Below are 21,425 nucleotides of genomic sequence, written 5' to 3' on the forward strand. Positions count from 1 at the left end.
TTAGCGGCTTTCGCGCTCGCGACCGCGGGCGTTGTCGCGTGAGCGCACATCGGCCACGTTGCCAGCGGCCGTGCTGTTGTTGCCGCTGGCCTCCGGCGTAGGCACGTTGGACGCCGCGGGCGGCGGTGCCATGGCCGTCGGCGCACCGGTCTGCTGCATCAGCTTGTCCAGCGGCAGGTACAGCAGGTTGGAGCCGTTGCGGCTGTCCACCAGCACCTTGCTCACGTTGGACAGCACCTGCTGCATGGTGTCGGTGTAGAGCCGGTCACGGGTCACGCCGGGCGCCTTCTGGTACTCGGCCAGCACCGAGCGGAAGCGCTGCGAATCACCCTCGGCTTGCGCCACGACCCGCGCGCGGTACGCCTCGGACTCCTGGCGCAGCCGTGCGGCAGTGCCCTGTGCCTTCGGAATGACGTCGCTGGCGTAGGCCTGCCCTTCGTTCTTGAAGCGGTCGCGGTCCGCACCAGCCTTCACGGCGTCATTGAAGGCCGCCTGCACCTGCTCGGGCACCTGGACGCTGCCCATGTTGACGTTGGCGACCACGATGCCCGCGTTGAGCCGGTCGAGCTGGCTCTGGATCGACTTCACCAGATCCTGGGCCACCGCGTCGCGCTGCTCGTACAGCACGGAATCCACCTTGCTGCGGCCCACGATCTCGCGCACGGCCGACTCTGCGGCCTGCACCACCGCCTCGTCAGGGTTGCGGTTCTCGAACAGGTAGGCGCGCGCATCCTTGAGCCGGTACTGCACCGTGAAGCGGATGTCCACGATGTTCTCGTCCTGGGTGAGCATCGAGGAGTCGCGCAGCCCCGTGGCCTGCACCACGGTGTTGCGGCCCACTTCCACCGAGCGCAGCTGCGTCACCGGCACCGTCTCGTGCGCCTGGAACGGGTACGGGAAGCGCCACTGGATGCCCGCATCGGCCGTGTACGCATAGCGACCGAAAGAGGTCACCACCGCCTGCTGGCCTTCCTGCACGATGAACACGCCGCTGCCCAGCCAGATCAGCAGCACCACGCCGGCAATCAGGCCAGCGCCGATGCCCGCGCTTTTCATGTCAGGCTGGAAGGACGGACCACCGCCGCCGTCGCCGCCGTTATTGCCCGGTCCCGGCCGGCCCGACTTGCCACCGAACAGGTTGGAGAGCTTGCGGTTGAAGTCGCGCCAGAGCTCGTCGAGATCCGGCGGCCCGTCGTTGCGGCCGTTGCTCATCAGAAGCGGCCTCGCCAGACGCCCCAGCAGGGCCTGCGCGGCGCCGGCCACGGAACGCAGTGGCGACGGCAGGGAAAGTTCAGGGTGGATGCTCATGCTTGCATCGATCGAGGAGGGTATTCGTCGTCACGGTCATCGGAACCGGACGGCGACGGCAGCGAGGCGTCGTCATCGGCGCCTGCGTCGTGCATATCATGGCCTGCGGCCGTGTCGGCGCCCGTGGCGGCCTGCGCGATCAGCTCGCGCAGCGCATCGAGCCCTTGTCCCTGCAGCGCGCTGACGAACACGCGCGGCGTGCGGATGCCGGGTACCCGCTCCAGCGCGTCCACGGCCTGGCGCGGCTGCTGCGACTCCGGCAGCGCATCGACCTTGTTGTAGACCAGCAGCTGCGGAATGTCCGCGGCGCCGATCTCCGCCAGCACGCGGTCCACCTCTTCCATCTGCTCCTGCAGCACGGGGCTGGCGGCATCGACCACATGCAGCAGCAGATCGGCGTCCGCCGCTTCCTGCAACGTGGCCTCGAAGGCTTCCACCAGCTTGTGCGGCAGGTCGCGGATGAAGCCCACGGTGTCGGAGAGCGACACCGCGCGCCCAGCCTGCTCCAGGAACATCGAGCGCGTGGTCGTGTCCAGCGTCGCGAAGAGCTGGTTGGCGGCGTAGGCGCGCGCCTTGACCAGCGCATTGAACAGCGTGGACTTGCCGGCGTTGGTGTAGCCCACCAGCGAGACGCGGAAGGTGCCGCTGCGCGCACGGGCGCGACGTTGCGTGCCGCGCTGGCGCTTGACCTTGTCCAGCCGCACCTTGAGCGCCTTGATGCGCTCGCCGATCATGCGGCGGTCCAGTTCGATCTGGGCTTCACCCGGGCCGCCGCGGGTGCCGATGCCCCCGCGCTGACGCTCCAGGTGGCTCCAGCGCCGCACCAGCCGGGTCGAGAGGTATTGCAGCCGCGCCAGCTCGACCTGCAGCTTGCCCTCATGGCTCTGGGCGCGCTGGGCGAAAATTTCCAGGATCAGCGCCGTGCGGTCGGCCACCGCCACGCCCAAGTGGCGCTCCAGGTTGCGCTGCTGGGCCGGACTCAGCGCCTGGTCGAAGATCACGCCTTGCGCCTGGTGCATGTCCACCAGCAGCTTGATCTCGTCGGCCTTGCCCGAGCCCACGAACAGTGCGGCATCGGGCGCCTTGCGGCGGGCAATCACGCGCGCAACGACCTCGTCGCCGGCCGATTCGGCCAGCAGGGCAAGTTCGTCGAGCGTGGGATCGAAAGAAGAGGCGGGGCCGAGATCGACCCCGACCAGGACCGCCCGCGCCGGCTGCAGCGCAGACGACGTGGCGGCGGAGTTGTCGGAACTCAAGGTGTTAGTAATGGTGAACTCAGCTTGGAGGGCCGCCGCCGGGATGGCAACAGATCAGGAAGCTTCGTTCTGTTCCTGGGCATGGAAGTTCACTGCACGCCCGGGCACGACGGTGGAAATCGCGTGCTTGTAGACCATTTGCGTCACGGTGTTGCGCAGCAGCACCACGTACTGGTCAAAGGACTCGATGTGGCCCTGCAGCTTGATGCCGTTGACGAGGTAGATCGACACCGGGACATGCTCTTTGCGCAGCAGGTTCAAGAACGGGTCTTGTAGGAGTTGCCCTTTGTTGCTCACGTGTTCTCCGTGATGAAAGTCCAGAAAGTCTGCACGTTAACACAGGGTCGCAGGGGCCCGCCCGGCACGGTTTCTGCAGACGTTCCGGCCCTTCACTCCTTATCGACGAAGGGGTTGTGCGACGACTTCATCTCGATGCGCAACGGCGTGCCCACCAGCTTGAAATGGTCGCGGATGCGCCCTTCCAGGAAGCGCTTGTAGCTGTCCGTGACGTGCTCCAGCGAGTTGCCGTGCACCACCACCACCGGCGGATTCATGCCGCCCTGGTGCGCATAGCGCAGCTTGGGCCGGAAGTGGCCGGCGCGCTTGGGCGCCTGGTGCTCCACCGCTTCGAGCAGCAGCCGCGTGAGCACCGGCGTGGGCATCTTGCGCGTGGCCGAGGCATGTGCATCGGCGACGGCCTTCCACAGCGGCCCCAGGCCCTGCCGCTTGAGCGCGGAGATGTGCAGGATCGGCGCGAACTTCAGGAACGCCAGCCGCTGCGCAATCGAGCGCTCCACGACCTCGCGCTGGTAGCTGTCCACCGCGTCCCACTTGTTGATCGCGATCACCACCGCGCGCCCCGAGTCGAGCACGTAGCCGGCGATGTGCGCGTCCTGCTCGCTCACGCCCTGCATGGCATCCACCAGCAGCAGCACCACGTTGGCGTCGGCGATGGCCTGCAGCGTCTTGACCACCGAGAACTTCTCGATCGCCTCGAACACCTTGCCCTTGCGGCGCAGGCCCGCGGTGTCAATGAGCTCGAACTTCTGTCCCAGCCGCTCGAAGGGCACGCTGATGGCGTCGCGCGTGGTGCCCGGCATGTCGAAGGCGACCAGCCGCTCCTCGCCCAGCCAGGTGTTGATCAGCGTGCTCTTGCCCACGTTGGGGCGCCCGGCCACGGCCAGCCGGATCGGCCGGTTGGCGGCTGCCTCCTCGCTCTCCTCCTCGTCCTCGTCGCCGAAGTCGAAGGTTTCCAGCACCGCTTCGAGCAGGCTGCGGATGCCCTGCCCGTGCGCGGAGGAGATCGGGTGCGGCTCGCCGATGCCGAGCTCGTGGAATTCGGCCAGCATCGGCGAATCCGACATGCCCTCGGCCTTGTTCACGGCCAGGAACACGCGCTTGTTGCACTGGCGCAGGTAGCGCGCGATGTCGTGGTCCTGCCCGGAGACGCCGTTGCGCAGGTCGGTCACGAAGACCACGGCATCGGCCTCGGCCACCGCCTGCTTGGTCTGCTTGGCCATCTCCGCCACCACGCCGGAGGGCTTGTCGGGCTCGAAGCCGCCGGTGTCGATGACGATGAACTCGCGCGAGCCCAGCCGCGCGTCGCCGTAGTGGCGGTCGCGCGTGAGCCCGGCGAAGTCGGCCACGATCGCGTCGCGGCTCTTGGTGATGCGGTTGAACAGCGTCGACTTGCCGACGTTGGGTCGGCCCACCAGGGCCACCACGGGTTTCATCAACGTTTTTTCCTCATTCAGGTCGGAAGGCGAACACGCCTCCCTTGCGCGTGATCACGATCACCGCGTCGCCGGCGCGCATCGGCGTGCCGACCACCGCGGAGCCGTCGGTGGACAGCCGCTGCAGCGTCTGCCCCGAGTCGCGCGACAGGAAATGCACATAGCCCTGCGCGTCGCCGAACACGGCGGCGCGCTCCAGCAGCAGCGCGCCGCTCAGGTCGCGGTTGAGCAGCTTGTCGCTGCTCCAGGCCAGCTCGCCGCTGGCGGCGTTCCAGGCGCTGATGCGGTCGCTGGCGTCGGCACCGACCACCTGCCGCGCATCGCCGCCCACGGCCATGGTGCCGCCCACGTTCTTGGCCCACAGCAGCGAGCCGCGCTGGGCGTCGACGCAGCCCACGGCGGCCTGGAAGGCCCGCGCGCACACCACGTCGCCATTGCGCTGCGCCGGCCCCACCAGGTCGGCCAGCCGCTCCACCTCGTTGGCGCCGCGCGGCAGCGCGACGGCCACCTCCCAGCGCAGCGTGCCCTGCAGCGGGTCCACGGCCGCCAAGCGCGGGCCCTGCCCCACCAGCAGCGTGTCCTTGAACGGCGCCAGCACGCCGGGCTGCAGCAGCGTCAGCGGCTCGCCGGGGCGCTGCAGCTTCCACAGCTGCTGCCCGTCGATGGCGTCGAAGGCCTGCACCACGCGGTCCACGCCCATCACGAACACGCGCTCGCCCGCCACCAGCGGCGCCGTGACCACGCGCGAGCCCAGGCGCTGCTTCCACAGCAGCTTGCCGCCCTCGAAGGTCAGCAGCTCGTTGTCGCGCGTCACCACGCTGGCGAAGCGCCCGTCGCTGCCCACGCCGGCGGAGATCTGCGTGCCGGCGCTGGCGCGCCAGAGCTCGCGCCCGCTGTCGGCCTGCAGCGCCAGCACCCGGCCGTCGCCGCCGGCCAGTACCAGCGTGTTGCCGCGCAGCGCGGGCATGAGCGGGAAGTCCACCGAGCCGACGCTCGCGTTCCACACGGGACGCGCCGCCAGCTGGGCCGTGAAGCTTTCCAGCGGCGCGGGCTTGGGCTTGCTGCTGGACGCGCAACCGGCGGCCAGCACCGCCGCGGCCAGGGCGGCCCCGAGCAGGCGGCGGCTCATTGCGCACCTCCGCTGGCTGCTGCGGAAGCGGCCGAGGCCGCGGCCGCCGCAGGGGCGGCGCCCAGCGCCGTGAGCTTGGCTTCCACCAGCTGGCGGTACTCCACCGCCGGGTCCATGCCGGCGTAGGCCGCCTGGTAGGCGGACTTGGCTTCGGCCGCCTTGCCCTGGAGCTGCAGCACGTCGCCGCGGCGATCCGCCGCCAGCGCCTTGAACTCCTCGCCCTTGACGCCGTCCAGCGCCTTGAGCGCGTCGTCGTACTGCTTCTGGTCCATCAGCACCGCCGCGAGGCGCAGCCGCGCGATGTCGCGGTAGGGGTCGCCCTCGGCCTTGTCGATGGCCCAGGCCAGCGTGGCGCGGGCGGCGTCGGCTTGGCCCTTCTCGGCCTGCACCTTGGCCGCCAGCAGCGCGCCCTGCGCAGCGTAGGTCGTGCCGCCGTGGCGCTCCCGCAGGTCATTGAAGGCCCGCGTGACCTTGTCGGCCTCACCGCCTTGCGCCGCGCGCTCCAGCTCGCCGTACAGCGCGCCGGCCTTGTAGCCCTGCTCGCGCTGCCACCAGTTCCAGCCGTTCCAGGCCGCGAAGGCGCCCAGCACCGCGATCAGCACCCAGGTAATGAGGTTGCCGTACTGCTTCCAGAACGCCTTGAGCTGGTCGATCTGTTCCTGTTCCTGCAGGTCGAGAGAGGTGGCCATGAGGCTGTGAAGGGTCCTGAAAAGGGGTCAAAACGCGGGATTATCCAGCAGCAGCTGCGACGCCCAGGCCGCCGCGTCCGCCAGCGCCAAGCTGCGCTGGGGCACCTGCGAGCCGTCGGGCAGCGGGCGCAGCGCCTTGAGCGCCACCTCGCCGCGGGCCAGCTCCTCGTCGCCGAAGATCAGCGCCCAGTGCGCCCCGGAGGCGTCCGCGCGCTTGAACTGCGACTTCATGCTGCCCTGCCCCGGATGCATCAGCGCCGCCACCCCGGCGGCGCGCAGCGCCTCCAGCGCGACGAAGGCCTGCGGCAGCGCCGCGGCCGAGGGCACCACCGCGTACACGCGCGGCGGCGGCGGGGGCGGCAGCACGCCGGCCTCTTCCAGCAGCAGCAGCAGCCGCTCCATGCCCAGCGCCCAGCCCACGGCCGGCGCCGGCTTGCCGCCGAGCTGCTCGATCAGCGGGTCGTAGCGCCCGCCGCCGCACACCGTGCCTTGCGAGCCCAGCCGCGTCGTGACCCACTCGAAGACGGTGAGGTTGTAGTAGTCCATGCCGCGCACCAGGCGCGGGTTGACGCGGTAGGCCAGGCCGGCGGCGTCCAGGATCGCGCACAGCCCGTCGAAGTGCGCCCGCGACTCGGCGCCCAGGTAGTCCATGAGCTTCGGCGCCGCCTCCACCACCGGCTGCATCGCCGGGTTCTTGGTGTCGAGGATGCGCAGCGGGTTGCTGTGCAGGCGGCGCTTGGCGTCCTCGTCCAGCAGCTCGGCATGGGCCTCGAAGTGCGCGATCAGCGCCGCGCGGTGCGCGTTGCGCTCCTCGGGCTGGCCCAGGCTGTTGAGCTCCAGCGTGACGTCGCGCCCCTCCTCCAGCCCCAGCTCGCGCCACAGCGCGCGGCACATGAGGATGAGCTCGGCGTCCACGTCCGGCCCGGCGTAGCCCAGCGCCTCGGCGCCGGCCTGGTGGAACTGGCGGTAGCGCCCCTTCTGGGGGCGCTCGTGGCGGAACATCGGGCCGATGTAGAACAGCCGCTTGCCGCCGTCGTGCAGCAGCGCGTGCTCGATGGTGGCGCGCACCATGCCGGCGGTGTTCTCCGGGCGCAGCGTGAGCCGGTCGCCGTTCATCGAGTCCTCGAAGGAGTACATCTCCTTCTCCACGATGTCGGTGACCTCGCCCAGGCCGCGCACGAACAGCGCCGTGGGCTCGACGATGGGCGTGCGCGCGTTGAGGTAGCCGTAACGGCGCATGAGCGAGCGCAGCTTGTCCTCCAGCCACTCCCAGTGCGCGGAAGTGGGCGGCAGGATGTCGTTCATGCCCTTGACCGCGCGCAGCGGCTCGACTTTGTTCTTCGGTTGTTCAGCCATGTCGGATCGGGCCGCTGTGTTGACAGCGGCTGAAGTCGCGCCGGGGCACGCGAGGCCCGCGGCGCAAGGAATCAAGCAGCTTCAGGCGGCGGCGGTCGCGGCCGCCGCCCCGAAGCGCTTCTCGATGTAGTCCTGGACGATCTTCTGGAAGTCGGCGGCGATGCCCTCGCCGCGCAGCGTCAGCGCCTTCTCGCCGTCGATGAACACCGGCGCCGCCGGCGCCTCGCCGGTGCCGGGCAGGCTGATGCCGATGTCGGCGTGCTTGCTCTCGCCGGGGCCGTTGACGATGCAGCCCATGACGGCCACCTTGAGGTTCTCCACCCCCGGGTACTGCGCCTTCCACAGCGGCATCTGCGCGCGCAGGAAGTCGTCGATCTGCTTGGCCAGCTCCTGGAACGTGGTGCTGGTGGTGCGCCCGCAGCCCGGGCAGGCCGTGACGCTGGGGTTGAAGGCGCGCAGGCCTAGGGCCTGCAGGATCTCCAGCGCCACCACCACTTCCTGCGTGCGCGACTCGCCGGGCTGCGGCGTGAGGCTCACGCGGATGGTGTCGCCGATGCCCTCCTGCAGCAGCAGCGACAGCGCCGCGGCGGAGGCCACCGTGCCCTTGGTGCCCATGCCGGCCTCGGTCAGGCCCAGGTGCAGCGGGTGGCTGCAGCGCGCGGCCAGCGCGCGGTAGACGCTCACCAGGTCCTGCACGCCCGAGACCTTGCAGCTCAGGATCACCTGCGCCGGGTCCATGCCCATCTCGACCGCGAAGGCCGCCGAGGACAGCGCCGACTGCACCAGCGCCTGGTACATCACCTGCTTGCCGTCCCAGGGCTGCGCGCGCTGGGCGTTGTCGTCCATCAGCGCGGCCAGCAGCTCCTGGTCCAGGCTGCCCCAGTTGACGCCGATACGTACCGGGCGGTCGTGCCGGAGCGCCGCCTCGATCATCTGGGCGAACTGCCGGTCGCGCTTGTCGCCCTTGCCCACGTTGCCCGGGTTGATGCGGTACTTGGACAGCGCGGCGGCCATGTCCGGGAACTCGCTCAGCAGGCGGTGGCCGTTGTAGTGGAAGTCGCCCACCAGCGGCACCTCGATGCCCATGCGGTCGAGCTGCTCGCGGATGTGCGGCACGGCCTGCGCGGCCTCGGGCGTGTTGACGGTGATGCGCACCAGCTCCGAGCCGGCCAGCGCCAGCTCCTTGACCTGGATGGCGGTGCCGATGACGTCCACGGTATCGGTGTTGGTCATCGACTGCACGCGCACCGGCGCGTCGCCGCCGAGGGTCAGCACCCGGCCGCCCCAGGCCACGCGCGCTTGCAGCGAGCGGCGCGCGGCGGGTTGGGCGACGGCGATCGGTTCGAAGGGCGTGTTCATCGGTTCGGAGCTCACTTGAATTCGAGGCGGGCCACGTTGTCGCGCGTGCGCGTGCGCAGGTCCATCGGCTCGCCGCGGAAGCTCACCTCGGTGGCGGCGGCGTTGCCGATGGTGGCGCGTATCGGCAGCTTGCCGTCGAGATTGGCGGTCTCGCCCGCCTGCATCGCGCGCGACAGCAGCACCTGGTTCCCGCCGTCGCGCACTTCCACCCAGGACGAGCCCGTGGCACGCAGCACCAACAGCCCGGCGGCGCTGGCCGCCGCCGTGACGGTCGGCGCGCTCGCGGCGGCGACGGCATTGGGCGAGTCCTCGGTCGTCGAGCCCTGGGGCGACGCCGGGCTGGAGGCCGGCGCCTCGCTGCCGGCGGGCAGCCCGCCGGGCGGCAGGATCGTCTCCACCACGCCCGACGCGCCCGACGCCGGCGCGGCCGAGGTGGGCGCCTGCGTGGCTTCGGCGCCGTCCTGCGTGCCGGCGCCGAACTTGAACCAGTTCGCCGGCATCAGCACGATGGCCGCGGCGCCGAGCATCAGCAGCAGCACGGCCCACATCACGGGCCGCTTGAGCGGGCCGCGCTCGCGCGTCTCGCGCCGGCCGCCGTGGTCGCGGAACGGCGTGTTCAGCCCGGTGGCCACCTGCTCCAGCCGCGAGCCGTCCAGGCCCGCGGGCATGCCGGCGAGCACCGGCGCGGCGTCGATCTTGAGCGTGCGGCACAGCGTCTTGGCCAGCGCGCGCGTGAACGCCATGTCGGGCAGTTGCTCGTAGTGGTCGCTTTCCAGCGCCGCAAGCTTTTCCGGCCGCACCTTGACGGTGGCGGCCAGCGCGTCCAGGTCCAGCCCCTGCTGCTCGCGCGCGCGGCGCAGGAGGGTTCCGGGGGATTCGCCGCGCGAGGGCGGCGCGCTCGGCTCAGTCATCAAAGCGTCCTTGGTCCAGGGCAAGCGTCTGCGGCGCCTGCGGGTAGCGTTGGCGCAATTCGCGCCCCAGGGATTGCACGGCCTCGTGCCGGCCCAGCCGGTGTTCGATGCGGGCGGCCAGCCACAGCGCGGGCGCGTCGGCCTGCGCGGCGGACCAGCGCGCGCGCTGCAGCTGGGCCCGCGCCTGCTCGGCGTCGCCGCGGCGCAGCAGCACCTCGGCCAGCGCCAGCGCCGCGGCGCCGTTGGACGGCTCCAGCTCCAGCACCTGCGCCAGGGGCCGCTCGGCGGCGTCCCAGCGCTGCGCGCGGGCCTGGCACACGCCCAGCGCCAGCAGGCTGCGCGGGCGGCCGCGGTAGCCGGGCTGCGCCAGCGCGCGCTCCAGCTGCGCCTGCGACTCGTCCCAGCGCCGCTGCTGGCACAGGAACCAGCCGAAGTTGTGCATCAGGTCGGCGTCCTGCGGCGCCAGGGCCAGCGCCTGCTCGAAGCTGGCTTGCGCCGGGCCATCGAGGCCCAGGCTCGCCTGCGCCAGGCCGCGCAGGCCCAGCGCCGGGGCCGAGCGCGGGTCGGCTTCCAGCGCGCGCTCGACTTCCTCCAGCGCGGTCTGGGCCTGCCCGTTCTCGAAGTAGGCCGAGGCCAGCGCCAGCCGCGCCTGCGCGCGGCGCTGCGTCGTTTCGGCATCCGCCGGGCGCGACGGCGCCGCGGCGCAGCCGGCCAGCAGCGCGGCGGCGGCCAGCAGGCCGGTCAGCAGCGGAGTGGTCGGGCGGGCAGCGGGCATCGAGGCGGGCACAGCGTGCGGTCGGACGGCCGCGCGGCCTCAGGTGCGCGCGGGCGGGGTGGCGTGGATGCGGATCGGCGCGCGCGTCATGCGCTCGGCCGCGCGCGTGCGGTCCTGCACCTCGCCAGCGAGCTGGCCGCAGGCGGCGTCGATGTCGTCACCGCGCGTCTTGCGCACCGTCGTGACGATGCCGGCATCGGCCAGCACCTTCGCGAAGGCCATCACCCGCTCCCGCGACGACCGCTTGAGGCCGGAAGCCGGGAAAGGGTTGAAGGGAATGAGGTTGAACTTGCAGCTGATGCCGCGATTGCCATCGCTGCGCGGGCTGCGGCGCACCAGCTCAATGAGCTCGCGCGCATGCGCGTCGGTGTCGTTCACGCCGTCGAGCATGCAGTACTCGAAGGTCACGAAGTCGCGCGGCGCGGCACTGAGGTACTGGTGGCAGGCATCCAGCAGCTCGGCGATCGGGTACTTGCGGTTGAGCGGCACCAGCTCGTCGCGCAGCGGGTCGTTGGGCGCGTGCAGCGACACGGCCAGCGCCACGGGACAGTCCTCGCGCAGCCGGTCGATCATCGGCACCACGCCCGAGGTGCTCACCGTCACGCGGCGGCGCGACAGGCCGTAGCCGTGGTCGTCGAGCATCGTGCGCAGCGCCGGCACCAGCGCGGTGTAGTTCTGCAGCGGCTCGCCCATGCCCATCATCACGACGTTGTCGATGGCGCGCTCGGTCGGCGCGAGCTTGAGCCGCTGGCGCAGATGGTGCTCGGCGTGCCAGAGCTGGGCCAGAATCTCGCCGGTGCTCAGGTTGCGGCTGAAGCCCTGGTGGCCGGTGGAGCAGAAGCGGCAGCCCACGGCGCAGCCGGCCTGGGAGGACACGCACAGCGTGCCGCGGTCCTCCTCGGGGATGAACACGGTTTCCACCGCGTTGCCGCCGCCCACGTCGAACAGCCACTTCACGGTGCCGTCAGCCGAGGCCTGCTCGCTGATCACCGCCAGCGGCCGCACCTCGGCGCGGGTGGCGAGCTTCGAGCGCAGCGACTTGGCGAGGTCGCTCATCTGCTCGAAGTCGGCAGCTCCCTTCTGGTGGATCCAGCGAAAGAGCTGCACGGCCCTGAAACGCTTTTCGCCCAGGCTCTCGCAGAAGGCGGTGAGGCCTTCGAGGTCGAAATCCAGCAGGTTGACGGGACTCATGGCTGCGGGGCCTGTTCGGGCGTTGAGCGCGGGTCCTTCAGGCTTGTATCAGCGGCTGAAGACCTGCATGCCGGGGAAGAAGAAGGCCACTTCCACGGCGGCGGTTTCGGGGGCGTCGGAGCCGTGCACGGCGTTGGCGTCGATGCTGTCGGCGAAGTCGGCGCGGATGGTGCCCTTCTCGGCCTTCTTCGGGTCGGTGGCGCCCATCAGCTCACGGTTCTTGGCGATGGCGCCTTCGCCTTCGAGCACCTGGATCATCACGGGGCCGGAGACCATGAAGTCCACCAGGTCCTTGAAGAACGGACGCGCGGCGTGCACGGCGTAGAACTGCTCGGCCTCGCGGCGCGACAGGTGCGCCATCTTGGAGGCGACGATCTTCAGGCCGGCGCCTTCGAAGCGGGCGTAGATCTGGCCGATCACGTTCTTCGCCACGGCGTCGGGCTTGATGATGGACAGGGTGCGTTCGATGGCCATGTAGGTTCTCCTTGGAGTGAATCGGGCAAAGCCCTAGATTGTACCGGCGCGCCCTTGGCCGCCCCCGTGATGCGGGTGTAGGCGGCGCCGGTGCGCACCGGCGTCATGGATGGAAACGGCGCTGCGCGGGCAGCGCTGCAGGCCGGCGCAAGCCGCTCAGCGGCCGCCGCGCCCGCCCCGGCCGCCGCCGCGGCCCTTGCCGCGCAGGAAGGCGTCGGCGCCGATGTAGCCCACCGAGGTCTGCATCGGATCGGGCTGGCGCGGCTCGCCGCCGCCCTTGCCGCGGTTGCCGCCCTTGCCGCCGCGCGGGCCGTTGCCCGGGCCGCCGCCGAAGCCGCCACCACCGCCGCCGGGACCACGGTTGCGGCCGAAACCACCACCGCCGCCGCCGCCCGGGCCCTTCTGCACGAAGCGCTTGTCGAAGGTCTGCTGCAGCGGATTCGGGATCGGACCGTCCTCGCTGCGCTCGCGCCGCTGGCGCTCGGCCTGCAGGGCGCGCTTGTCGTAGGTCTGCTGCAGCGGGTTCGGGATCGGGCGGTTGTCATCATCCTCCCAGTCGGCGCTGCGGCTGCGCTGGCGCTCGGCCTGCATCGCGCGCTTGTCGTAGGTCTGCTGCAGCGGGTTCGGGATGGCGCCGCCCTCGCGCAGCGGGCCCGGACCCGCGCCCTCGCCGCCACGCCCGCGCTTGCCGCGGCGGTTGCGGTCGGGTGCGGCGCCCCGGTCGGGCCGCTCACCCCGGTCGCCACGGTCACCCCGGTCGGCGCGCGGCGCCTGCTCGGCGTCGCGGCGCGGGCCGCGCTGCGCTTCGCGTTGCTGCGGTTCGCGCTGCTGCTGCTCGCGCGCCTCCTGCGGCAGCGGCGCACCCTCGCCCTGGCGGTTGTTGCCGCGGCGCTTGCCGCGGCGGTTGTTGTTGCGCCGGTCGTCGCCGCCGGCCTCGTTGCGGCGCGGCTCAGTGCCCGGGCCCTGGGCCAGGCGGCGGATGGTGCGCACGTCGTCCTCGTCCAGGTCCACCCAGGTGCCGCGCTTGAGGCCGCGCGGCAGCACCACGGTGCCGTAGCGGATGCGGATGAGGCGGCTCACCGCCAGCCCCACGGCATCGAACAGCTTGCGCACCTCGCGGTTGCGGCCCTCGGTGATGACGACGCGGTACCAGTGGTTCACGCCCTCGCCGCCGCCGTCCTCGATGGACTTGAAGGCCGCCGGCTGCCCGTCGATCTCCACGCCTTCGAGCAGCTTGGCGCGCGCTTCGGGCTCCAGCGTGCCCAGCACGCGCACCGCGTACTCGCGCTCCACGCCGAAGCGCGGGTGCATCAGCTGGTTGGCCAGCTCGCCGGAGTTGGTGAAGAGCAGCAGCCCTTCGGTGTTGATGTCCAGCCGGCCCACCGACTGCCACTTGCCCTGCTGCAGCCTGGGCAGGCGGCGGAACACGGTCGGGCGCTGCTGCGGGTCGTCGTGCGTCACCACTTCGCCCACGGGCTTGTGGTAGGCGATCACGCGCGCCGGCGGCGGCGCAATGCGCACGCGGATGGGCTTTCCGTTCACCTGGATGCGGTCGCCCCAGGAGATGCGCTGCCCGGTGTGCGCGGGCTCGCCGTTGACGGTGATGCGTCCCTCGACGATGAGCTGCTCCATGTCGCGGCGCGAGCCCACGCCGGCCTGCGCCAGCACCTTGTGAAGCTTGGGCGCATCGGGCTCGGCGGCCAGCACGCGCTTTTGCGGCGCGGCCTCCTCGGCCTCGGCTTCAGCGTCGCCTTCCGGCTCCACGTCGAAGGCGCCGGAGAGCACCTGCGCGAAGACTTCCTGCGTGTCGGGCACGGCCACCGGCGCGGCCTGGGCCGCCTGGGGAGCCTGGGCGCCCTCGCCTTCAGAAGCGGCCTGCGGCACGCCCTCGGCGCCAGTGCCCTCGCCGCCCTCGGCCGCCTGCTCGCGCTTGGCATTGCGCCCGCGGCGGTTGCGTCCCTCGCGGCGCGGCTCCTTCGCCGGCACGGGCTCGGCCAGCAGCGCGCCGTCCTCGCCCAGCGGGGCGGCGGCTTCGGCCGGGGCATCAGCGACAGCCGCTTCGGGCGCCGGCTCGGACGCGCCTTCGGCCGCCACCTCGGCTGCCCCATCAGTCGTCGCTTCGGCCACCGGCTTCTCGCGACGGTTGCGGCGGCGACGCGGACGCTCGGCCGCTTCGCCTTCGGCTGCGCCCTCACCCACCGGCGCGGCCTCGCCTGCACCTTCGGCCTGTCCGGCCGGTGCACCTTCAGCATCTGCTGCGGGTGCCGCCGTCTCGGCCGGGGCAGCCGCCGCAGCGATCACCGCGGGGGGCACGGCCTCCAGCGCCGGGGCGGACACCTCGGCCACCACCACGGGCAGCTCGGCCTCGGCGGCAGGGGCCTGCTCCTCGGCCTTGACCGCCTTCTTGCGCGGCGCGCGGGTACGGCGCGGCGCGGGCGTCTCGGCGGCGGCTTCCGGGGCCGCAGCTTCAGCCGCGGGCGCCTCGGCGGCCGGCTCGGCCACGGCGGTTTCGGGCACCGCGGCGTCGGCCTTGGGCACGGCGCGCTTGCGCGGGGCGCGCTTGCGCACGGGCGCGACGGCCTCCTGCGCAGCCGGGGTGCCGTCCTCGGCGGCGGCGGGGATCAACGGGTTGTCAGCGTCTTGGGGATTCATGGCTGCGGAGGGAGGTGTTCGGCCGCGTGGGCCGGCGGGGGTTCGGTGGGGGTGTCGTCCGGGGCCGGCGCGTCAATCGCTGCGGCGGCGGGGACTTGATCCGCTGCTGCATCCAGCAGCGGCAACTGCTGCGCCAGGGCCGCCTGGAGCGGGGATTCCAGCGCCTGTGGCAGCGCGCCGGGAGCTTCCAGGGGCGGCAGGCCGTCCAGCCCGGCCAGGCCCAGGTCGTCAAGGAACTGGCGCGTGGTGGCGTACAGGGCAGGCCGCCCCGGCGCCTCACGGTGGCCGATGACCTCGATCCAGCCGCGCTCTTCGAGCTGCCGGATGACCTGCGTGCCGACGGTGACGCCGCGGATGTCCTCGATGTCGCCGCGCGTCACGGGCTGGCGGTACGCGATGATGGCCAACGTCTCCATCACCGCGCGCGAGTAGCGCGGCGGCTTCTCGGGTTGCAGCCGCGCCAGGTAAGGCTGCATCTCCGGCCGGCTCTGGAAGCGCCAGCCCGAGGCCAGCGTCACCAGCTCCACGCCGCGGCCCTGCCAGTCGCGCGCGATCTCGTCGAGCAGCGCGCGCAGCGTATCGGCGCCCAGCTGCTGGTCGAACAGCAGGCGCAACTCGCGCAGCGGCAGCGGCTGCTGCGCGCAGATCAATGCGGTTTCGAGGACGCGCTTGGCATCCTGGGTGTTCATCAAGCTGTAGTGGTGCCGTGAACGGCAACGTCGGACAACACGACGGTAAGGGTCGGAAAAGCGGGCGTCCTGGAATGGGACTGCCGGCGGCTGGATTCGGACCTGGGGCCGGACCCGGCGGCTGCGGCTCGGACCGGCGCTCGGGTGCGGGGCTTCAAGGGCTGGCGGCGGACGGCTGTGGGCGCTGTGCGGTGCAGCAACCGGGCGTCCTCCGCGCGCAGTCCGGGGCATTGTAACCCCGTGTCCCAGGCCCGCCGCCTTGATATGGACCAAGATGTCGCGCCGGGGCCGCGCCCGGAAAGCGAAATCGCTTCAGTCGGACAGGGCCTGCAGCGCCGCCGCCAGGTCCGCCGGGGGCGCGCGCTCGAAGTCCAGCGTGCCGTCCAGCACCGGATGCGCCAGCCGCAGCCGTTGCGCATGCAGCGCCTGGCGCTGCAGCCCCAGCAGCGGCGCGCCGCCATACAGCGCGTCGGCCAGCAGCGGATGCCCGCGCGAGGCCGCGTGCACGCGGATCTGGTGCGTGCGCCCGCTGTGCAGCGTGCAGCGCAGCGCGCAGGCGCCCTGCCCTTCGGCCAGCAGCTCGAAGTCGGTACGCGCGGGCTTGCCCGAGGCCACGATGGCCATGCGCACGCGCGAGCGCGGGTCGCGGCCGATGGGCGCCTCCACCGTGAAGCGCTCCTCGCGCGGCACGCCGTGCACCAGCGCCAGGTACTGGCGGTGCACCTCGCGCGCAGCGATGGCGCGCACCAGCGCCGTCATGGACTGCAGGGTCTTGGCCACCACCATCAGGCCCGAGGTGTCCTTGTCCAGCCGGTGCACGATGCCCGCGCGCGGCAGCCGCGCCGCGCCCGCGTGGTGCGCCAGCAGCGCGTTGAGCAGCGTGCCCGACCAGTTGCCCGCCGCCGGGTGCACCACCATCCCTGCGGGCTTGTCGACCACGAGCAGGTGCTCGTCCTCGAACACCACGTCGATGGGCAGCGCCTCGGCCTTGAAGGCGCGGCTCTCCGCCGTGGGCACCAGCTCCATGCGGATGCGCTGCCCCAGCCTCACGCCGCGCGAGGCGGTACGCGCCACCTGGCCGTCGAGCTGCACGTGGCCGCGCTCGATCAGGCCTTGCAGATGGTTGCGCGAGAACTCGCCCGCCATGAGCACCAGCGCCTTGTCCAGGCGCAGGCCCTGCAGCGCGGCGTCCACCTCGCGCTCGCGCCACTCGTGCTGTTCGTCTTCGGGGCCGTCGTCCTCGGTCGCCGGGTCGGACAAGGGGTCAACCATACAATTCGCGTTTTCTTGGACCTACGGACGCGCGCGGCGCGCGGCCGCTGCATCAGATGAGCTTTTCTTCTTGGAGGCGCCGCTGGGCGCTTGGAACGCCAGCCTGTGCGGCGGCGTTGGCGGGGGCGTTGCTGATGGCGGGTTGCGGCACCACGAAGGAGGACCCGCTGTCCACCACGGCCGTCGAGAAATTGTACGCAGACGCCAAGGACGACATCGGCGCCGGCAGCTACGAGCGGGCCGTCAAGACGCTGGAGCGCGTCGAGGGCCGCGCCGCCGGTACGCTGCTGGCGCAGCAGGCGACGCTGGACCTGGCCTACGTGCGCTACCGAACCGGCGAGCGCGCCGAGGCGCTGGCGACGCTGGACCGCTTCATCAAGCTCAACCCGTCCAGCCCGGCGCTGGACTACGCGCTGTACCTGCGCGGCGTCGTCAACTTCAACGACAACCTGGGCATCCTGGGCCGCTTCACCAACCAGGAGCTCTCCGAGCGCGACCAGCAGGCCTCGCGCGACGCCTACCAGTCCTTCAAGCAGCTGGTGGACCAGTTCCCGCAGTCCAAGTACTCGGCTGACGCGCGCACGCGCATGGACTACATCGTCAACGCGCTGGCGAACTACGAGATCCACGTGGCGCGCTACTACTTCCGCCGCGGCGCCTTCGTCGCCGCCGCCAACCGCGCGCAGCAGGCGATCAAGGAGTACCCGCAGACGCCCGCCACCGAGGAAGCGCTCTACATCATGGTGCGCAGCTACGAGCGGCTGGAGCTGCCGCAACTGCGCGAGGACGCCGAGCGCGTGCTCAGGCAGAACTTCCCCAACAGCGCCCTGCTCAGCGACGGGGCCCAGGGCAAGAAGAAGCCGTGGTGGCAGGTGTGGTGACGTTGCTCCCTGGCGGCGCATGAACGAAAAAGCCCCGGTTTCCGGGGCTTTTTTCATGCTGCCGGACCGCCCGTGGGCGGCCCGGTCCGCGCTGGCAGCGCGCTCAGGCAGCCTTGCTGCCGGCGCGCCGGCGCGAGGCACCCACCACCAGGGCCAGCCCCAGGCCGACCAGCGCCAGGCTCTGCGGCTCGGGCACGGCAGCGCCGCTGATGCTGAAGCGGCTGGCGTCGAACGTTTCGTATATGCCGCCAACGACCGGGCTGGAATTGAACATGCTCGAGCCCAGGCCGGAGTTGTTCTCGAAGACGAAGCCCTCGGAACACGAGCTGGTGGCAGCCAACAAGTTCCAGAGTCGAAAACAACATGTAACTCTTTGATTTATAAAAAGCTCGCTGGTGCGCTGGCCTCACGGGCAAGGGGATATGTAAAAAATCCCAACACCTGCAGCGACGGCAGAAGCGCTGAATGCGTCCGCGCCAGGCGGCACGGGTGCCGGGCCGGCCGCGCTCAGCGGCCGGAGGCGGCGACGCCGGGTGCCGTGTCCGGCCCTGCCGTTTCCGGGCTCTCGTTGGCGATGCCGTCGCGCTCCTGGGCCAGCGAGCGCAGCCATGCCAGCGCCTCGCCCTCTTCCTTGAGACGCGTCATCGGCGGCAGCGCCCGGCGCAGCCGCGCGCCGTAGCCCTTGAGCACCAGCCGCGGGTCGCACACCACCAGCAGCCCGCGGTCGCGCTCGCTGCGGATCAGACGCCCCGCACCCTGCTTCAGCGACACCGCCGCCTCGGCCAGGAAATACTCGTTGAAGGGGCTGCGGCCCTGCGACTCCAGCTGCGCCACGCGCGCCTCCACCAGCGGGTCGTTGGGCGGCGGGAAGGGCAGCTTGTCGATCAGCACGCACTGCAGCGCGTCGCCGGGCACGTCGATGCCTTCCCAGAAGCTGGCCGAGCCCACCAGCACCGAGGCCGGCCGCGCCAGGAAGCGCTTCACCAGCTCGCGCTTCGGCAACTCGCCCTGCACCAGCACGTCCAGCGCCACGCCGGCCTCCGCCAGTTCGTCGCGCAGCGCGAAGCCCACCGCCTGCAGCGCGCGCAGCGTGGTGGTGAGCACGAAGGTGCGCCCGCCCAGCGCGCTGGCCAGCCGCGCCGCCAGCCGACCCACCGCCGGCGCATGCGGCTCGCTGCCCGCGGCCGGGAAGCGCTCCGGAATCCACAGCCGCGCGTGCGCCGCGTAGTCGAAAGGGCTGTCCAGCCGCAGCACGCGCGCGTCCTCCAGCGCCGTGCTGCCGGTGAACCATGACAGCTTGGCGTCCGCGCCCAAGGTGGCCGAGGTGAAGACCCAGGCCTTGCGCCCGGCCTCGCGCTGCTGCGTGAGCGCGCTGCGGATGTCCAGCGGCGACTCCACCAGCCGCACCTGCGCCGGGCCCACGTCGATCCAGCGCACCTGGTCCGCCGCGGCCGGCGCGGCGAAGCGCGCCGCCCGCTCGGCCAGCAGCTGCGCGCGCTGCGACAGCCGCATCAGGTCCGGCCCGCTGTCGGCCAGCGGCTCCAGCGCACCGGCGGCGGCCTTGCACGCCGCTTCCACGCCCTCCAGCGCCGCCTTGAAGGCGGCGTCGCCGGCGCGGTCGGTCCAGGCCAGGCGCAGCGACATGCGCGCGGCTCCCTGCGCGCCGGCCGCGTGCAGCCGCAGCTCGCGCGCCGCCTGCTCGCAGCGCGAGGCCAGCTCGTCCCAGGGCGCCAGGCCCCGGGCCGGCTGCGCCGACTCCAGCCGCAGGTCGCGGCCGAAGTCCAGCAGCTGCGCACTGCCCAGGGTCGTGCCCAGGAACTGCACGCCTGCCTCCACCAGCTGGTGGGCCTCGTCGAACACCGCCACGTCCACCGTGGGCAGCAGCTCGGCCACGCCGCTGTCGCGCAGCGCCAGGTCGGCGAAGAACAGGTGGTGGTTCACGACCACCACGTCGGCGCCCACCGCCTCGCGCCGCGCCCGCATCACGTGGCAGCGCGTGAACTGCGGGCACTCGCCGCCCAGGCAGTTGTCGCGCGTGGAGCTCACCAGCGGCAGCAGCGGCGAGCGCTCGTCGAGCAGGTCCAGCTCCGCCAGGTCGCCGCTGACGGTGGCGTGCGACCACAGCTCGATGCGCGCCAGCGCCCGCTGCGTGCGTGGCTCGTGCTCGGCCTCGCGCGCGAGCTGCAGCCGGTGCCGGCACAGGTAGCTGGCGCGCCCCTTGAGCAGCGCCAGGCTCACCGGCTGGCCCAGGGCCGCGCGCAGGCGCGGCAGGTCGCGCAGGAAGAGTTGATCTTGCAGGCTCTTGGTGGCCGTGCTCACCAGCGCCCGCGCGCCGGAGAGCAGCAGCGGCACGAGATAGGCGAAGGTCTTGCCGATGCCGGTGCCCGCCTCGGCCACCAGCGCCTCGCGGCCCTCGATGGCCTGCGCCACCGCGAGCGCCAACTGCTGCTGCGCCGGGCGCTGCACGTAGCCCGGATCGGCCTGCGCCAGCGCGCCGTCGGCACTGAACGCCTTCTCGACGGCTTGCGCCAGCGCGCCGCCCTCGGAGGGGGTGGAGGCAGCGTCGGCCGGCACTGCGTCGGAAGGTGTGGTGTTCGCCATGGGGGCGCGCAGTGTAGGTCCGGGCCCCGGGGTATGCCGGACTCAGGTCAGCGAGGTGTCGACCTCGCGGTGCTCCAGCTCCAGGAACTCCTTGGACTGCATCTCGTTCAGGCGCGAGACCGTGCGCGGGAACTCGTGCGCCAGCGGCCCTTCGGTGTAGAGCTGCTCCGGCGGCACGGCCGCGGACAGGATGAACTTGCAGCGCCGGTCGTAGAGCACGTCCACCAGCCACGTGAAGCGGCGCGCCTCGCTGGCCAGGCGCACAGGCATGTGCGGCACGTCCGAGAGCAGCACCGTGTGGAAGCGGCTGGCGATCTCCAGGTAGTCGTTCTGCGAGCGCGGGCCGCCGCACAGCGTCTTGAAGTCGAACCACACCACGCCGCCGGCGCGGCGGCGCGCCTGCAGCACGCGCTGCTCGATGTTGAGCACCGGGTCCTCTTCCTTGGCCTCGGCCAGCTCCTCGAAGGCGCGCGCCATCTCGGCGTCGGCCTGCGGCCCCAGCGGGCAGTGGTAGAGCTTGACGTGCTCCAGCGTGCGGCGCCGGTAGTCCGTGCCCGCGTCCACGTTGAGCACCTCCATGTTCGCCTTGAGCAGCTCGATGGCGGGCAGGATGCGGTCGCGGTGCAGCCCGTTGGGATAGAGCCCGTCGGGATGGAAGTTGGAGGTGGTGACGATGGACACCCGGTTGGCGAACAGCGCCTCCAGCAGCCGGTGCAGGATCATCGCGTCCGTCACGTCGGCGACGTGGAACTCGTCGAAGCAGATCAGCCGGTAGCGCCGCGCGATGCGCTTGCCCAGCTCGTCGAGCGGGTTCACCGTGCCCTTGAGGTCCTGCAGCTGGCGGTGCACCTCGCGCATGAACTCGTGGAAGTGCAGCCGCGTCTTGCGCTTGAGCGGCACGGACTGGAAGAAGCAGTCCATGAGGAAGCTTTTTCCCCGCCCCACCCCGCCGAACATGTATACCCCGTGCGGGATCGGCGGGCGGCGGATGAGCTTGGTGATGGCGTTGCTGCGGCGCGCCTTGTAGGCGATCCACTCGTTCTCGCAGCGCTCCAGCGCCTCGATGGCGCGCAGCTGCGCCGCGTCGGCCTTGAAGCCGCGCTCGGCCAGCGTCTGTTCGTAGAGGGCTCGGACGGCCACGGTTGTTGC

The 21,425-nt window shown here is 71.7% G+C and carries 19 protein-coding genes; 1 reads left to right on the forward strand and 18 read right to left on the reverse strand.

The features are described 5' to 3' along the window. The 15 genes from hflK to H537_RS0119690 all read right to left on the reverse strand — a co-directional run bounded on the left by hflK (position 1) and on the right by H537_RS0119690 (position 16,794). On the reverse strand, positions 1 to 1,212 hold the full coding sequence (hflK, locus tag H537_RS0119620) for an FtsH protease activity modulator HflK (RefSeq protein ID WP_051243070.1): 1,212 nt from the start codon (positions 1,210 to 1,212) through the stop codon (positions 1 to 3). A gap of 92 nt (positions 1,213 to 1,304) precedes the next feature. Then, positions 1,305 to 2,564, reverse strand: a complete 1,260-nt coding sequence (gene hflX / locus H537_RS44310) for a GTPase HflX (protein WP_051243005.1) — start codon at positions 2,562 to 2,564, stop codon at positions 1,305 to 1,307. 54 nt (positions 2,565 to 2,618) lie between these two features. After that, the gene (gene hfq, locus H537_RS0119630) at positions 2,619 to 2,861 is read right to left on the reverse strand and encodes an RNA chaperone Hfq (protein WP_028999187.1); all 243 of its coding nucleotides are present in this window, start codon (positions 2,859 to 2,861) and stop codon (positions 2,619 to 2,621) included. 92 nt (positions 2,862 to 2,953) lie between these two features. Next, positions 2,954 to 4,297: a ribosome biogenesis GTPase Der gene (der, locus tag H537_RS0119635; protein WP_028999188.1), complete on the reverse strand. Its 1,344-nt coding sequence runs from the start codon at positions 4,295 to 4,297 to the stop codon at positions 2,954 to 2,956. Between the two features lie 13 nt (positions 4,298 to 4,310). Further along, on the reverse strand, positions 4,311 to 5,426 hold the full coding sequence (bamB, locus tag H537_RS0119640; RefSeq protein ID WP_028999189.1) for an outer membrane protein assembly factor BamB: 1,116 nt from the start codon (positions 5,424 to 5,426) through the stop codon (positions 4,311 to 4,313). Beyond that, on the reverse strand, positions 5,423 to 6,115 hold the full coding sequence (locus tag H537_RS0119645; protein ID WP_028999190.1) for a YfgM family protein: 693 nt from the start codon (positions 6,113 to 6,115) through the stop codon (positions 5,423 to 5,425). The genes bamB and H537_RS0119645 overlap by 4 nt, the downstream gene beginning before the upstream one ends. A gap of 27 nt (positions 6,116 to 6,142) precedes the next feature. After that, complete coding sequence (gene hisS, locus H537_RS0119650) at positions 6,143 to 7,471, reverse strand: histidine--tRNA ligase (RefSeq protein WP_028999191.1); 1,329 nt, start codon at positions 7,469 to 7,471, stop codon at positions 6,143 to 6,145. Between the two features lie 81 nt (positions 7,472 to 7,552). Continuing rightward, the gene (ispG, locus tag H537_RS0119655; RefSeq protein ID WP_028999192.1) at positions 7,553 to 8,830 is read right to left on the reverse strand and encodes a flavodoxin-dependent (E)-4-hydroxy-3-methylbut-2-enyl-diphosphate synthase; all 1,278 of its coding nucleotides are present in this window, start codon (positions 8,828 to 8,830) and stop codon (positions 7,553 to 7,555) included. Between the two features lie 11 nt (positions 8,831 to 8,841). Then, positions 8,842 to 9,741 carry a RodZ domain-containing protein gene (locus H537_RS0119660; protein WP_028999193.1) on the reverse strand — a complete coding sequence of 300 codons (900 nt, stop codon included), beginning with the start codon at positions 9,739 to 9,741 and terminating at the stop codon, positions 8,842 to 8,844. After that, the gene (gene pilW / locus H537_RS0119665) at positions 9,734 to 10,516 is read right to left on the reverse strand and encodes a type IV pilus biogenesis/stability protein PilW (protein WP_043459463.1); all 783 of its coding nucleotides are present in this window, start codon (positions 10,514 to 10,516) and stop codon (positions 9,734 to 9,736) included. The genes H537_RS0119660 and pilW overlap by 8 nt, the downstream gene beginning before the upstream one ends. Before the next feature lie 39 nt (positions 10,517 to 10,555). Continuing rightward, positions 10,556 to 11,707, reverse strand: a complete 1,152-nt coding sequence (gene rlmN / locus H537_RS0119670) for a dual-specificity RNA methyltransferase RlmN (RefSeq protein WP_028999195.1) — start codon at positions 11,705 to 11,707, stop codon at positions 10,556 to 10,558. 48 nt (positions 11,708 to 11,755) lie between these two features. Beyond that, entirely contained in the window at positions 11,756 to 12,181 is a 426-nt protein-coding gene (gene ndk / locus H537_RS0119675; protein ID WP_028999196.1) for a nucleoside-diphosphate kinase, read from the reverse strand. 156 nt (positions 12,182 to 12,337) lie between these two features. Next, on the reverse strand, positions 12,338 to 14,833 hold the full coding sequence (locus H537_RS49515; protein ID WP_028999197.1) for a pseudouridine synthase: 2,496 nt from the start codon (positions 14,831 to 14,833) through the stop codon (positions 12,338 to 12,340). Beyond that, positions 14,830 to 15,522, reverse strand: coding sequence for an SMC-Scp complex subunit ScpB (gene scpB, locus H537_RS44325; RefSeq protein WP_051243006.1), 693 nt, complete (start codon positions 15,520 to 15,522; stop codon positions 14,830 to 14,832). Before scpB ends, H537_RS49515 begins: the two co-directional genes overlap by 4 nt. Positions 15,523 to 15,834: 312 nt before the next feature. Continuing rightward, complete coding sequence (locus tag H537_RS0119690; protein WP_043459314.1) at positions 15,835 to 16,794, reverse strand: RluA family pseudouridine synthase; 960 nt, start codon at positions 16,792 to 16,794, stop codon at positions 15,835 to 15,837. 134 nt (positions 16,795 to 16,928) lie between these two features. On the opposite strand from H537_RS0119690, the gene H537_RS0119695 reads away from it, so the two are divergent. Continuing rightward, positions 16,929 to 17,675: an outer membrane protein assembly factor BamD gene (locus H537_RS0119695; RefSeq protein WP_238446758.1), complete on the forward strand. Its 747-nt coding sequence runs from the start codon at positions 16,929 to 16,931 to the stop codon at positions 17,673 to 17,675. Positions 17,676 to 17,778: 103 nt separating this feature from the next. On the opposite strand, the gene H537_RS0119700 is transcribed toward H537_RS0119695, so the two are convergent. From H537_RS0119700 to zapE, 3 genes are all read right to left on the reverse strand, one after another. After that, positions 17,779 to 18,018, reverse strand: a complete 240-nt coding sequence (locus H537_RS0119700; protein ID WP_441293981.1) for a PEP-CTERM sorting domain-containing protein — start codon at positions 18,016 to 18,018, stop codon at positions 17,779 to 17,781. Positions 18,019 to 18,182: 164 nt separating this feature from the next. Then, a complete protein-coding gene (gene yoaA / locus H537_RS44330) occupies positions 18,183 to 20,276 on the reverse strand; it encodes a DNA repair helicase YoaA (RefSeq protein WP_064736005.1) in 2,094 nt (697 codons plus the stop codon). A 42-nt stretch (positions 20,277 to 20,318) separates the two neighbouring features. Continuing rightward, positions 20,319 to 21,416, reverse strand: coding sequence for a cell division protein ZapE (zapE, locus tag H537_RS0119710; RefSeq protein ID WP_028999201.1), 1,098 nt, complete (start codon positions 21,414 to 21,416; stop codon positions 20,319 to 20,321). Between the last annotated feature and the right edge of the window lie 9 nt (positions 21,417 to 21,425).

Source organism: Azohydromonas australica DSM 1124 (assembly GCF_000430725.1).
GTDB classification, from domain to species: domain Bacteria; phylum Pseudomonadota; class Gammaproteobacteria; order Burkholderiales; family Burkholderiaceae_C; genus Azohydromonas; species Azohydromonas australica.